The organism is Streptomyces sp. NPDC046349 (assembly GCF_055587885.1).
On the sequence record NZ_JBVJFK010000001.1, the window covers coordinates 1 to 12,702 of the forward strand.

The window sequence follows — 12,702 nt, forward strand, 5'->3', positions numbered from 1 at the left end:
CCAGATGTGGAAGCCCGGTAACGGGTGAAGCTGACTGGTACTAATAGGCCGAGGGCTTGTCCTCAGTTGCTCGCGTCCACTGTGTTAGTTCTGAAATAACGAACGGCTGTGAAAACACCAGCATGTTCAGAATTTCATAGTGTTTCGGTGGTCATAGCGTTAGGGAAACGCCCGGTTACATTCCGAACCCGGAAGCTAAGCCTTTCAGCGCCGATGGTACTGCAGGGGGGACCCTGTGGGAGAGTAGGACGCCGCCGAACAATCATTGTGGGAAAGCCCCGCACCTTCTGGTGCGGGGCTTTTCTGCGTTCACGGGCCGGTCGGGTGACCCGGTGGCCGGGTGGGCACGGCGGAACCGTGCCTCACCCCTTTGCTCCGTAATCTGGAGGTATGGGCTACGACCTCGTCATCTTCGACAACGACGGCGTGCTGGTGGACAGCGAGCCGATCGCCAACAACGTCCTCGCCGGGTACCTGACCGAGCTGGGGCACCCGACCACGTACGAGGAATCGGTCCGCGACTACATGGGTGCCCCCGTGCACCGGGTGCACGAGCTCGTCCTCGAACGCACCGGGCAGCGGCTGCCGGCGGACTTCGACGAGACGCTGCATGCGCGGACCTGCGCCGCCTTCGAGCAGGAGCTCAAGCCCGTCCCCGGAGTGGAGGAGGTCCTCGGCGCGCTGACCGCCCACGGGATCGGGTACTGCCTGACCTCCCCCACCAGTCACGAGCGGATCCGGGTCGGGCACCGCGTGGCCGGCCTCGACGGGTGGTTCGAAGAAGAGTGGATCTTCAGTGCGGACGACGTGGGCCCGGGCAGGCCCGACTCCGAGCTCCACCTGCACGCCGCACGCCGGATGGGCGTCGAGCCCGCCCGGTGCGTCGTCATCGAGGACAGCCCCCGCGGCATCCGGGCCGCCGCTGCCGCCGGCATGGACGTCTACGGGTACACGGCGCTGCTGCCCGCGGACCAGCTCCCCGGAGCCACCGGCTATTTCGGCGACATGATGCAGCTCCCGCTGATCCTGCAACTGCCCGTGTGATCTCTCTACCCACGGGTAGCCCCGGGGCCTACGCTGACCCGCCATGACGGATGATGTGGGGCTGCGCCGCGGCCGCGGCGCCCTGGGGTTCAGCTTCCTCGTGCAGGGCGTCACCTTCGCCCTGCTCGTCACCCGGATCCCGGCCATCCAGGACCGGTACGGGATATCCGACGGGCTGCTGCCCGCCTTCCTCGCGGCCGTCCCCGTCCTCGCGGGCGTGGCCAGCGTCGGCACCGAGCGCCTGGTCAAGCGGGTCGCGCCGAGTGTCGTACTGCGGTGGTCCCAGCCGCTCGTCCTGCTGTCGCTGCTCGGGGTGGGTGCCGGCGAGAGGCTGTGGCACGTGGCGGTGGCCCTGGGGGCGTTCGGGCTGTCGGTGGGAGCGCTCGACGCCTCGATGAACATGCTCGGGGTCAGCCTGCAGCAGGCCCACGGTCGCAGCATCATGCTGGGCTTCCACGCCGCGTACAGCCTGGGCGGGATCCTGGGGGCGTCCGCGGCCTGGTACGGGGCCCACGCGCACCTGGGGCTGTTCGTCAGCTACCTGCCGGCCGTGGCCGTTCTGCTGCCGCTCGTGCTGCTGGCGAGCCGGTACTACGTCGACCGGGGGGACCGCTGCGGGCCCGTGGGCGAGCCGGAGAAGGGGCTGGGCGACGGGGGTTTCCGGCTCCTGCTGCCGCTCTGCCTGGTGATGGCCTGCGCGTACATCGGGGACTCCACGGTCGCGAACTGGAGTGCCAAGTACCTCCAGGACGTGCTCGGGAGCTCGGAGCAGACGGCCACCGTCCCCTACAACGTCTACATGGTGACGACCCTCTTGGGACGGGCCGTGGGCGACCTCGGCGTGCGGCGGTTCGGGGCCGTGGCCGTGGTCCGGGGCGGGACACTGCTCGCCGCCGCCGGATTCGCCGTGGTGGCGGCCGCGCCGGGGGTGTGGGCGGGGATGCTCGGCTTCACGCTGTTGGGGATCGGGCTGTGCGTGATCGTGCCTCAGACCTTCGCGGCCGCCGGGAGGCTGTTCCCGGGGGCGTCCGACACGGCGGTGGCGCGGTTGAACATCTTCAACTACGTCGGGTTCCTGATCGGTTCACCGCTCGTCGGGGCGATCGGCGACGCCTGGAGCTACCGGGGCGCGATGCTGGTGCCGATGGTCCTCGTCCTGATCACACTGTTCCATGCCCGTTCGTTCGGGCCGCGGGAGGCCCGATACGGTGTCGACCATGAGCGGCGAGCCGGTGACCGGGCTGTTGATGTGGGACGAGGCGGTAACGGGGTATGACTTCGGACCGAGCCATCCGATGGACCCGGTGCGCCTGGCGCTGACCATGGGCCTGGTGCGGGCCTTCGGCCTGGACCGGGCGATGGAGGTGCGGGCGGCCCCCGCGGCCGGGGACTCGACGCTGAGGCTCGTCCACCGGGAGGACTACGTCGCCGCGGTGCGCGAGGTGTCGGACGACCCGGGTGTCGCCGACGGGTCGTACGGGCTGGGCACGATGGACGATCCGGCCTTCCTCGGGATGCACGAGGCGTCCGCGCTGATCGCCGGCCAGTCGGTGGCGGGTGCTGAGGCGGTCTGGCGCGGCGAGGCCGGGCACGCCGTGAACTTCGCCGGCGGGCTGCACCACGCCATGCCGGGCGGGGCGGCCGGTTTCTGCGTGTACAACGACGCGTCGCTGGCCATCGCCCGGTTGCTGGAGCTGGGCGCGGAGCGGGTCGCCTACGTGGACGTGGACGTGCACCACGGGGACGGCGTCCAGGCCGCCTTCTGGGACGACCCGCGGGTGCTGACGATCTCGCTGCACGAGCATCCGCGGACGCTGTTCCCGCAGACCGGCTGGCCGGAGGAGACCGGCGGTCCGGCGGCGGAGGGGTCGGCGGTGAACGTGGCCCTGGAGGCCGGCACCGGGGACGAGGGGTGGCTGCGCGCCTTCCACGCCACGGTGCCGGAGCTGCTGGCGGACTTCCGGCCGCAGGTGCTGGTGACCCAGCACGGGGCCGACACCCACTTCGAGGACCCGCTCGCCCACCTGGCGGTGTCCCTGGACGCGCAGCGGGCCGTCCAGGAGGCCTGTCACGGGCTGGCGCACGAGTACGCGGACGGGCGGTGGCTGGCGCTGGGCGGCGGCGGGTACGCGGTGGTGGACGTCGTACCGCGGTCGTGGACGCACCTGGTGGCGATCGCCGCGCACCGGCCGCTGGACCCCGAGACGGCGGTCCCGGCGTCGTGGCGCGACGAGGTGTATGCGAGGACGCGGCAGTTGGCGCCGGGGCGGATGACCGACGGGCGGAGCCCTTCGTGGCGGGACTGGGACGCCGGCTACGACCCGGCGGACCGGACGGATCAGGCCGTTCTCGCCACCCGGCGGGCGGTGTTCCCGCTGCGCGGCCTGCTGACCTGACCGGCCGCGGACCGTGCTGCATCGTTACGCCAACTGTGGGGCTGTTCGGCGGAATTGATGATCCGCCAGATGCGGTGGGGGAGCATCGGAGGGTGTTGAGCACCGGCGCGCTGCGTGCGCATCTGCTGGCCGCCCGGTTGGCCGGGCCCGTCGCCACCTCACGGGAGGAGAGCCTGCGCAGCTACCGGCTGTTCGCGGCACGGGATCCGCGGGTGCTGCTGGGGCTGGATCCGGAGTGGGGCTGGGGCGAGGGTGACCTGCTGAGGCTGATGGCGGACAAGTGCGGGGTGTCGGCAGATCCCTCGCACGTCAGCGGGCCGGACGTGATCGATCCGGAGCGGACGATGGCGGCGCTGGAGGCGTTCGCGGGGCGGCTCGGCGAGGCTGCGAGGGCCCGGTCGCACGTGCTGTTCGGGACCGGTCATCCCCATCGTCTCCTGGGTTTCTACGCCGGTTTGGCCGAGGCGATGTCGGCGGCGGGATGTGTTGTCCTCACTCCGGCGCAGGGGGTCAGTGTCGACATGACGACCCGGTTCGGCGTACGCACGCACCGCATCGCGTACGTACGGGGGGTCGCACTGGTGCGGGAACCCGGCGTGCAGGAGCCGGGGAGTGCGACCGGCGTGCACAGCCATTCGCCACTGCCGGTTCGGGTGGCCCTGGGGGCCCTCGCGGAGGCCGGCGAACCGCTGCCGGACCTGGTGGTGGGGGATCACGGCTGGGTCTGCGGTGCAGGTCAGCTCGGCGTGGAGGCGATCGGGCTGGCCGACACGGACGATCCGGCATTGTTCGTCGGGGAGGCCGAGGGGCGGGTTTCGGTGGCCGTTCCGCTTGATGACGCGGTGCGATCGGACTACTACCATCCGCTTGCCCGGTACGTGTTGGGCCGGGCGAGTCTGACGGGGCGACAGGAGTGGCCGTAGCTCCTCTTCCCCACTCGTATCACCCGCCCCTACTCTGGGGAGTGAGCGTGCGACGACGAGGAGTAACCGGAGGGGAAGCCGGTGCCCGTCATGCGCGGAAGGTCAAGGTGTGTCATGGCTGCTGGCGAGAGGCCTCTCAGTGAGGTTCAGTTCCTGACCGTGGCGGAGGTCGCCTCGGTGATGCGAGTGTCGAAGATGACCGTGTACCGGCTGGTGCACAACGGTCATCTGCCCGCAATCCGGGTGGGCCGGTCCTTCCGGGTCCCCGAGAACGCGGTCCACGAGTACCTCCGAGAGTCCTATGTGGGGGTGGAGTCGGCCTGAGACTGACGGACCCTGACGCCTTCGTAACCCCTGGGAAGCACTCGGATTACGGGCTCAGAGCTCGGGCGGGTAGGCTAGGCCGACGTAGGTCGTGTGGGCCCAGACGCCCCGCACCAGTGAAGAGAAGTGAGCGAGGGTAGTCGTGGGCTCTGTTATCAAGAAGCGGCGCAAGCGGATGGCTAAGAAGAAGCACCGCAAGCTGCTCAAGCGCACCCGCGTCCAGCGCCGTAACAAGAAGTAAACGGCAGCTGTACGTGTTCTCCGCAGCCCCTCCACCATCCTTGGTGGAGGGGCTGCGGTGCAGCCGGGTACTTCTTCGAGGGAGGCGCTGAGCTCGTGGGGAAGGTCGTACTCGTCACCGGGGCTGCCAGGCAGCTGGGCGGCCGCTTCGTCCGCCGGATCCAGCGCGACCCGGAGGTCGAGCGGGTGATCGCGGTGGACGCCGTGACACCGCCGCACCGGCTGGGGTCGGCGGAGTTCGTCCGTACGGACATCAGGCAGTCGTCGATCGCCCGGGTCCTGGCCGAGCACGGTGTGGACACGGTGGTCCATCTGGCGGTCACGGGCGGCCGGCCGCTCGCGGGCGGCGCGCACAGCGCCGTCAAGGAGACCAACGTCATCGGGACGATGCAGCTCCTGGGTGCCTGCCAGAAGTCGCCGACAGTTCGGCGGCTCGTGGTGAAGTCCAGTACCAGCGTGTACGGGGGCACCCCGCGTGATCCGGCCGTCTTCACCGAGACGACGCCGCCGAAGTCGCTGCCGTCGGGTGGCTTCGCCAAGGACGCCGCAGAGGTCGAAGGGTACGTACGGGGCTTCGCGCGCCGACGGCCGGACGTCGCGGTGTGCGTGCTGCGGTTCGCCAACATCCTGGGGCCCTTCGCCGATTCGGCGCTCGCCGAGTACTTCTCGATGCCGGTGATGCCGACCGTGCTGGGCTACGACCCGCGGCTGCAGTTCGTCCACGAGGACGACGTGCTCGAAGTGCTGCGGCTGGCCGCGCGGGAGCCCCGGCGCGGGACGCTGAACAGCGGGACCTTCAACATCGCGGGTGACGGCGTGCTGCTGCTGTCGCAGTGCTCGCGGCGGCTCGGGCGGCCCACGCTGCCGCTGCTGCTGCCGGCGCTCACGTGGGTGGGGTCCGCGCTGCGGGCGGTCGGGGTCACCGACTTCTCACCCGAGCAGATGAGGCTGCTCACGCACGGCCGGGTCGTGGAGACCACGCAGATGCGCGAGGTCCTCGGCTTCGAACCGCTCTACACGACCACCGAGACGTTCGCCGACTTCGCCCGGAGCCGGGGCAACGGGCTGCTGCCGCCCGAGCGGGTCGGACGGGCCGTGGACCGGGTGGCGGCCATGCTGGATGCGGACGGCCTGCGGGACGACGTCGACATGGTTGAAGGAGCGAAGCGATAGTGGCGGACGCCAAGGTCATTCCGTTCGACGAGGACCGGCCGCGCCGGCGGATGCCCCGCCGGGTGCGGGCGGTGCCGACACCCACGCCGGCGGAGCAGGATCCGGTCGCTCCCGCGCCGGAGCCCGAGACGGCCCCGGGGGAGCGCGGTGGCGGCTGGGACCGGCGGATCGCCGGAGGGCTGGCGTTCCTGCGCCGGCGGGTCACCGGGGAGTACGAGGTCGACGACTTCGGCTACGACAAGGAGCTGACGGACCAGGTCCTGATGTCCCTGATGCGGCCGCTGTACGACAAGTACTTCCGGGTCGAGGTCAAGGGCATCGAGAACATCCCGGCGGAGGGCGGCGCGCTGATCGTGGCGAACCACTCCGGGACGCTGCCGCTGGACGGGCTGATGCTCCAGGTCGCCGTGCACGACCGCCATCCGGCGGAGCGTCACCTGCGGCTGCTGGCGGCGGACCTGGTGTTCATGCTGCCGGTGGTGAACGAGCTGGCCCGCAAGGCGGGGCACACCCTGGCATGCGCGGAGGACGCGCAGCGGCTTCTGGAGGCCGGGGAGCTGGTCGGTGTCATGCCGGAGGGCTTCAAGGGAATAGGGAAGCCGTTCGGGGACCGGTACAAGCTCCAGCGCTTCGGGCGGGGCGGGTTCGTGTCGACGGCGTTGCGGGCGGGCACGCCGATCGTGCCGTGCTCGATCGTGGGAGCGGAGGAGATCTACCCCATGGTCGGGAACGCGAAGACGCTGGCGCGGCTGCTCGGGATCCCGTACTTCCCGATCACGCCCACGTTCCCGTGGCTGGGGCCGCTGGGGGCGGTGCCCTTGCCGACGAAGTGGACGATCCAGTTCGGCGAGCCGATCCCGACCGACGGGTACGCCGCGGAGGCGGCGGAGGACCCGATGCTGATGTTCAACCTGACGGACCAGGTGCGGGAGCAGATCCAGCACACGCTCTACAAGCTGCTGGTGCAGCGGAGATCCGTCTTCTTCTGACGTCTTCCCGCGGCGGGGCCGGGCAGGGCGTGGTGGGGGGGGGGGGGGGGGGGGGGGGGGGGGCCCCCCCCCCCCCCCCCCCCCCCCCCCGCCGCGCGTCTCACAGGCCGGGCGTCTCACAGGCCGGGCGTCACCTCGCGCACCGCCCAGTCCCGTGCGTACACGTAGCGCGACGGCGACCAGTAGTACCAGGGCATCGCCCCGATGTACCCGTCGATGTGGCGGAACTGCTCGACCGCCTCCGCGTCCCGGTCCTGCCAGAACAGGAACCAGGCCAGCAGGTGGCGCAGCCGGATCGCCCGCCAGTCACCCGGATCGGCCGCCGCCAGATCGGCCAGGGCGGCCTCCACCGCCGCGAGGACCTCCGGCTCCTTGAAGAAGGTCTCCGGCTTGAGCTCCGACTCGTGCAGCTCCTGCTCGACGTAGGCCACGAGCGGCAGCAGGGACAGCAGCTCACCGGGCTCGGCCCCGGCGGCCGACTCGCGGGCGAAGGCGAGCGCCAGCTCGTGCGAGCCGCGCCACTTCTGCGACCAGTACTGCATGGCGTTCGTGTGGGCCGACAGGTTCTTCGGGTCACGCGTGGTGATCTGCGACCACAGCTGCCGGTACTCGTCGTGCGAGTAGCCCAGGCCCTGGCTGATGGACTGCTCCACCATGTACGGAACCGGGTCCGCGGGGTCCGCCAGCCGCTGGGCCTCCCGCGCCTGCTCCTGCGCCTTGAGCAGCAGCTCGCGGAAGATCCGGAACTGCTCCTGGGTGGTGTGGCTGGCCCGAGCGGATCCCCGCACGTTCCAGGCCACCAGGACGCCCGTGTCCGCGTTCACCAGGGCCGCGGACGGGTCCGACGGCCTGGCCGCACGCCAGGCCAGCAGCCAGGAGTCGTCGTCGGCAGCGAGCTCGGACAGGGGGCGCATGCGCTGCCAGCGCTCCTCCCAGTCCTGTCCGGCGGCGTCGAGGTAGGCCGCGCCCGCTTCCCAGTCGCCGGCCTTGACCGCCGCGACGGCGGCGATCTGCTCGGGCGACACGGGCCGCGCGTTGTCCGTGTCGAGCTCGGCCTCCGGCACGAAGCCCAGCGCGACGACCGCCGCGGCCTGCTGCGCCTTCCGCTCGGCCTCGGCGGCGGCGGTACGGCCGTTCGTGGCAGCGGTGCGGCCCTCCAGGGCGGCCGCCTCGGCCTCCAGGCGCTTCGCCTTGCGGATGTAGTAGACGCCGCGCAGGAGCTTGAAGGCGCCGAACAGCAGCATGGCGCCCAGGATGTACAGGCCGATCACGGGGCAAGCACCAGCTTTCGCAGGGGTTCGGTGTCGGGCAGGTCGGCGACGGCCGCGTCCAGGGCCAGGCGCAGCTCCTCCTCGAATCCCTCGGCCGGGTAGCTCAGGGCCGCCGAGTCGGACCAGGACAGCTGCCAGCGGGCGGCGCCGCGGGCCGTCAGCTCCACGGTGACCAGCTGGTTCAGGGCGCGCCGGACGACCGGGCGGGCGAACTCGCGGGCCGTGCGGCCCGTGGCCGCCGCGGCCTCCTCCGACTTCGGGAAACGGTCGGCGATGCGCCAGCGCACCGCCGGGTCGGCCTCGATCGCGTCGAGCAGGGCGGGCAGCCCGGGGCCGGCGCCCTCGGCGGCGAAGGCCTCGCGGACCTCCTCCGCGCCCTGGCCGACATACCGCGTCATCGACTGGTGGACGAGGTCCTCCCAGTCCACCCGCTCGAGCGCGAGGGCCTCGGGCGTGAGGACGGCCTGCTCCAGCGCGGCCAGCGCGGCGCCCGCGTCGGACAGCAGCTCCAGGGCGGGACGGGCGACCTGCCCCCCGCGGCCGTCGTCGGGCAGGGCCTCGATACGGGCGACGCGCTCGGCGAGCGGGGGGTGGGAGTCGTAGGGGGAGGAGGGCTCCGTCGACAGGTCCCGGCGCAGGTCGTCCAGGTCCTCCGAGCGGGCGTCGAGCAGCTTGCGCAGGCCGCCGAAGACCTCGCCGGGGCGGGGCAGCAGCCCGGCACCGACGCCGAGGGTGGCGTACGAGCTCATGTAGAAGTCGTGCGCGGAGTCCAAGGCGTTGATCTCGCGCAGTGCGGAGGCGGCGGAGTCGCGGCCGGCGACGCGCACCGAGGCGAGGTCGGCGGCGAGCTCCTGGCGGCGACCGGCGGTGCGGGTCGCTCGCATGTAGAAGTTGCCGTACGCCATGTAGATCTTGGCCATGGCGCGGTACGTCGCGCCCTGACCGGAGGTGTCGACCCCCTTGGCGCCCTTGCCCTTGGCGACCCGCTTCTCGTCCCGCTTCTCCTGGCGGGCCCGCTCCTTGGCGACCTTGTTGTCGGCGCGCTCGTGGAAGTGGCCGATCGTACGGATCAGCTGGGCGCGGCCGCGGGCGATCAGGGGGGTGAGGCGGGTGTCGAAGTTGGCGTAGTGGCCCATCTCGTGGGCGAGCACGGCGCGCAGCTGCATCTCGTCCAGGCCCGTCATCAGGGGCAGGCCGAGGTAGAGGCGGCGGGTCCCGGGCCGCAGGCCCAGCAGCCGCGCGTCCTCGGCGACTGCCGCGTTCACCTCGTCGATCAGCACGATCTCGTCGGGGGCGCGGGTACCGACCTGTTGCGCGATCTCGCGCACGGTCTGCCACAGGAGGGGCTCCTGCGCCTCCGTGACCGGGATGCCGGCAGGCGGCTCGCCCTTGGGGGTGCGGAGCATGAACAGACCGCGGACGATCGGAACGGCGAGGACGACCGACACGATTATGATCTTGAAGGCGACCGGGCCGTGCAGCCAGGTGACGACGGCGAAGTCGACGCCCACGAGGGCGGCGAGCAGGAAGACGCCGAGCAGATAGAAGCCTGCGAGCAGGACGAGCGCGCGGACGGCGCGCAAAGAAGCGCCCATATGGACAGATCCCCCCACGGGATGAAAAAAAATGATGAGCCGCGTGGTGAGGGCCGATGGCCGCCACGCCGCATGATGCGGCTCGGAGATTGTTGACGGCAACCTTATTCATTGCTCGTCGCCGCTGGTCGTGGGGGTACCGGCGGGTAGGAAGCCGCTCGTCGTGCCGCTCCCCGCGGTGGGCCGGAACCGGAAGCCGCTCGTCGTGTCCTTCCGTCGCTCTGCCCGCACCGGGAAGTTGCCCGTCGTGCCGCTCCCGGAGGTGTGCCCGCACGGGAGGCCGCTCGACGTGTCGCTTCCGGCGGTGGGTCCGCACCGGAAGCGGCACGACGCCTAGCGGGGAAGCGTCGCCGGGGAGCCGCCGTTGGCCTCGTAGCCGGCCACCGCCAGGGCGCGGTACAGCGCGTACTGCGCCGCCGGGTCCTCCGCCGCCGACCACGGCAGCGCGCCCACATACCCGTCCACGTGCCGGACCTGCTCCATCGCCTCCGCCCACCGCTCCATGTTGACCAGGAACAGCAGCAGCAGGTGCCGTACGTGCGCCAGCATCGGGTCGTCCTGCCGGGCCGTGTGCACCGCGTACAGCGCGCCCTCCACCGCCCGCGTCACGGTCTCCCCGCGGTGGAAACCGCTGCTGAGGATCACGTCCGGCAGGTTCTCGTACAGCGCGAACAGCGGCAGCGCCGCCAGCAGCGAGCCCTGCGGGGCGCGCGCCGCGGCCGCGTGCGAGAAGGCGTCGGCCTTCTCCCGCGACCCGTGCCACTTCGCGCACCAGTAGTGCAGCGCCGCGAGGTGCGCGCCCATGTGCTCAGGCGCCCGGTCGATGACCTTCGCCCACAGCTCGTCGAACTCCGCCTCCGGGTACGCCAGACCGCGGGCGATCGCCAGCTCCGTGATGTACGGGACCGGGTCCCCGGGCGCCAGCAGCGCGGCCTTGCGGCACGCCTCCCGAGCCTCCTCCAGGATGATCCGGTGGTCTTCGGACCCGACGCCGCCCGAGTGCCGCCACGCCTGCTGCACCAGCAGCTCCGCGTGCACCTGCGCACCGCCCGCGTCCTTGTCCGCCTCCAGCCGCCACGCCTTCAGCCACTGCGCGCCCACCCCCGGCTGCGCCACCAGCTCCAGCGCCGCCGCGCCGCCGAGTGCCTGCACCCGCTGCCAGCGGCGCTCACCCTCCCGCGGGGTCCCGGCCAGCAGCTGCGAGGCCGCCTGCCACTGCCCGGTGCGCCGCACGTTGTCGAGGGCGTCCATCAAGTCCTGGTCGGGCCCGGGGATGCGGATGTCGAGGTCTTCCTGCCGGTCGAATCCGTAGTTCGCCGGGTCGGCGGCGTCAGGGCTGCCCGGCGCGACCAGACGGATGCCGCCGCGCCGGCGCCGGACGAACGGGCCGACGATGAGCATGATCATGAGCACCGCGAACAGGAACCACAGAATCTCCATGCCTCCAGCGAACCAGACCGAGGGGGCCGCAGGCGAACAGGGGGGTGCACACCGGGCCTGGGCATAGCATCTGACCATGAGCGACGACAGCCACGAGCACCAGAGCTTCGAGACCCGCGCGATCCACGCGGGCAACACCGCCGACCCGCAGACCGGCGCGGTCGTGCCGCCGATCTACCAGGTCTCCACCTACAAGCAGGACGGCGTCGGCGGCCTGCGCGGCGGCTACGAGTACAGCCGTAGCGCCAACCCGACCCGCACCGCCCTGGAGGAGAACCTCGCGGCGCTGGAGGGCGGCCGCCGCGGCCTCGCCTTCGCGTCCGGACTGGCCGCCGAGGACTGCCTGCTGCGTACGCTGCTCTCCACGGGCGACCACGTGGTCATCCCGAACGACGCCTACGGCGGCACCTTCCGCCTCTTCGCGAAGGTCGTCTCCCGCTGGGGCGTGGAGTGGTCGGTGGCCGACACCTCCGACGCCGATTCCGTACGCGCCGCCCTCACCCCGAAGACGAAGGTCATCTGGGTCGAGACCCCCTCCAACCCGCTGCTCGGCATCACCGACATCGCCGTTGTCGCCGACATCGCGCGGACCGCCGGCGCCAAGCTGGTCGTGGACAACACCTTCGCCTCGCCGTACCTCCAGCAGCCCCTGGCGCTGGGCGCGGACGTGGTCGTGCACTCGCTGACCAAGTACATGGGCGGCCACTCCGACGTGGTCGGCGGCGCGCTCGTCACCGCGGACGAGGCGCTGGGCGAGGAACTGGCCTACCACCAGAACGCGATGGGCGCGGTGGCCGGGCCGTTCGACTCGTGGGTGGTGCTGCGGGGCATCAAGACCCTGGCCGTGCGCATGGACCGCCACGCGGAGAACGCCGCCAAGATCGTCGAGGTGCTCAAGCGGCACCCGAAGGTCACCAAGGTCCTCTACCCGGGCCTGCCCGAGCATCCGGGCCACGAGGTCGCCGCCAAGCAGATGCGCAACTTCGGCGGCATGGTGTCCTTCCAGGTCGCCGGCGGCGAGGAAGAGGCCGTCGCGGTCTGCGGCCGCACCAAGATCTTCACGCTGGCCGAGTCCCTGGGCGGCGTCGAGTCCCTCATCGAGCACCCGGGCCGCATGACGCACGCCTCGGTGGCCGGCTCGGCCCTCGAGGTCCCGGCGGACCTGATCCGCGTCTCGGTGGGCATCGAGAACGCCGACGACCTGATCGCGGACCTGACCCAGGCACTGGGCTGACGCCCCGCCCCGCCGCGGCCCGGGCCCACCCTGCTCCCGGGCGGGGCCGCCGCACTGCCCTGGCCGAGCCGCG

The 12,702-nt window shown here is 71.6% G+C and carries 12 protein-coding genes and 1 rRNA gene; 10 read left to right on the plus strand and 3 right to left on the minus strand.

Going from position 1 to position 12,702, the window contains the following annotated elements; all coding sequences use genetic code 11:
- The first annotated feature begins 143 nt into the window (after positions 1-143).
- The 9 genes from rrf to ACZ6JS_RS00045 all read left to right on the plus strand — a co-directional run bounded on the left by rrf (position 144) and on the right by ACZ6JS_RS00045 (position 7,089).
- Positions 144-260 (plus strand): 5S ribosomal RNA (gene rrf, locus ACZ6JS_RS00005).
- 130 nt (positions 261-390) lie between these two features.
- On the plus strand, positions 391-1,044 hold the full coding sequence (locus ACZ6JS_RS00010; protein ID WP_469294708.1) for an HAD family hydrolase: 654 nt from the start codon (positions 391-393) through the stop codon (positions 1,042-1,044).
- 43 nt (positions 1,045-1,087) lie between these two features.
- Positions 1,088-2,320, plus strand: coding sequence for an MFS transporter (locus ACZ6JS_RS00015; protein WP_469294709.1), 1,233 nt, complete (start codon positions 1,088-1,090; stop codon positions 2,318-2,320).
- Entirely contained in the window at positions 2,292-3,440 is a 1,149-nt protein-coding gene (locus ACZ6JS_RS00020; protein ID WP_469295507.1) for an acetoin utilization protein AcuC, read from the plus strand. Before ACZ6JS_RS00015 ends, ACZ6JS_RS00020 begins: the two co-directional genes overlap by 29 nt.
- 92 nt (positions 3,441-3,532) lie before the next feature.
- Positions 3,533-4,363, plus strand: coding sequence for a phosphatase (locus tag ACZ6JS_RS00025; protein ID WP_469295508.1), 831 nt, complete (start codon positions 3,533-3,535; stop codon positions 4,361-4,363).
- 114 nt (positions 4,364-4,477) lie between these two features.
- Positions 4,478-4,687 carry a helix-turn-helix domain-containing protein gene (locus ACZ6JS_RS00030; protein ID WP_008738568.1) on the plus strand — a complete coding sequence of 70 codons (210 nt, stop codon included), beginning with the start codon at positions 4,478-4,480 and terminating at the stop codon, positions 4,685-4,687.
- 142 nt (positions 4,688-4,829) lie between these two features.
- Positions 4,830-4,928 carry a 30S ribosomal protein bS22 gene (locus tag ACZ6JS_RS00035; RefSeq protein WP_003948845.1) on the plus strand — a complete coding sequence of 33 codons (99 nt, stop codon included), beginning with the start codon at positions 4,830-4,832 and terminating at the stop codon, positions 4,926-4,928.
- Positions 4,929-5,023: 95 nt separating this feature from the next.
- Positions 5,024-6,100, plus strand: a complete 1,077-nt coding sequence (locus ACZ6JS_RS00040; RefSeq protein ID WP_469294711.1) for an NAD-dependent epimerase/dehydratase family protein — start codon at positions 5,024-5,026, stop codon at positions 6,098-6,100.
- A complete protein-coding gene (locus ACZ6JS_RS00045) occupies positions 6,100-7,089 on the plus strand; it encodes a lysophospholipid acyltransferase family protein (protein ID WP_469294712.1) in 990 nt (329 codons plus the stop codon). The genes ACZ6JS_RS00040 and ACZ6JS_RS00045 overlap by 1 nt, the downstream gene beginning before the upstream one ends.
- Before the next feature lie 116 nt (positions 7,090-7,205).
- On the opposite strand, the gene ACZ6JS_RS00050 is transcribed toward ACZ6JS_RS00045, so the two are convergent.
- From ACZ6JS_RS00050 to ACZ6JS_RS00060, 3 genes are all read right to left on the minus strand, one after another.
- Positions 7,206-8,360: a hypothetical protein gene (locus tag ACZ6JS_RS00050; protein WP_469294714.1), complete on the minus strand. Its 1,155-nt coding sequence runs from the start codon at positions 8,358-8,360 to the stop codon at positions 7,206-7,208.
- Entirely contained in the window at positions 8,357-9,955 is a 1,599-nt protein-coding gene (locus ACZ6JS_RS00055; RefSeq protein ID WP_469294715.1) for a M48 family metallopeptidase, read from the minus strand. The genes ACZ6JS_RS00050 and ACZ6JS_RS00055 overlap by 4 nt, the downstream gene beginning before the upstream one ends.
- A gap of 333 nt (positions 9,956-10,288) precedes the next feature.
- Complete coding sequence (locus ACZ6JS_RS00060; protein ID WP_469294717.1) at positions 10,289-11,395, minus strand: hypothetical protein; 1,107 nt, start codon at positions 11,393-11,395, stop codon at positions 10,289-10,291.
- Between the two features lie 76 nt (positions 11,396-11,471).
- Here ACZ6JS_RS00060 and ACZ6JS_RS00065 point away from each other — a divergent pair, with 76 nt between their 5' ends.
- On the plus strand, positions 11,472-12,629 hold the full coding sequence (locus ACZ6JS_RS00065) for a cystathionine gamma-synthase (RefSeq protein ID WP_469294718.1): 1,158 nt from the start codon (positions 11,472-11,474) through the stop codon (positions 12,627-12,629).
- Positions 12,630-12,702 lie beyond the last annotated feature (73 nt).

What these genes read in the sequence shown, in the direction of transcription:
- ACZ6JS_RS00060 (WP_469294717.1), bottom strand. Translation starts at nt 11,395, where the DNA reads ATGGAGATTCTGTGGTTCCTGTTCGCGGTGCTCATGATCATGCTCATC.
- ACZ6JS_RS00030 (WP_008738568.1), top strand. Translation starts at nt 4,478, where the DNA reads ATGGCTGCTGGCGAGAGGCCTCTCAGTGAGGTTCAGTTCCTGACCGTG.
- ACZ6JS_RS00015 (WP_469294709.1), top strand. Translation starts at nt 1,088, where the DNA reads ATGACGGATGATGTGGGGCTGCGCCGCGGCCGCGGCGCCCTGGGGTTC.
- ACZ6JS_RS00065 (WP_469294718.1), top strand. Translation starts at nt 11,472, where the DNA reads ATGAGCGACGACAGCCACGAGCACCAGAGCTTCGAGACCCGCGCGATC.
- ACZ6JS_RS00055 (WP_469294715.1), bottom strand. Translation starts at nt 9,955, where the DNA reads ATGGGCGCTTCTTTGCGCGCCGTCCGCGCGCTCGTCCTGCTCGCAGGC.
- ACZ6JS_RS00020 (WP_469295507.1), top strand. Translation starts at nt 2,292, where the DNA reads ATGTGGGACGAGGCGGTAACGGGGTATGACTTCGGACCGAGCCATCCG.
- ACZ6JS_RS00010 (WP_469294708.1), top strand. Translation starts at nt 391, where the DNA reads ATGGGCTACGACCTCGTCATCTTCGACAACGACGGCGTGCTGGTGGAC.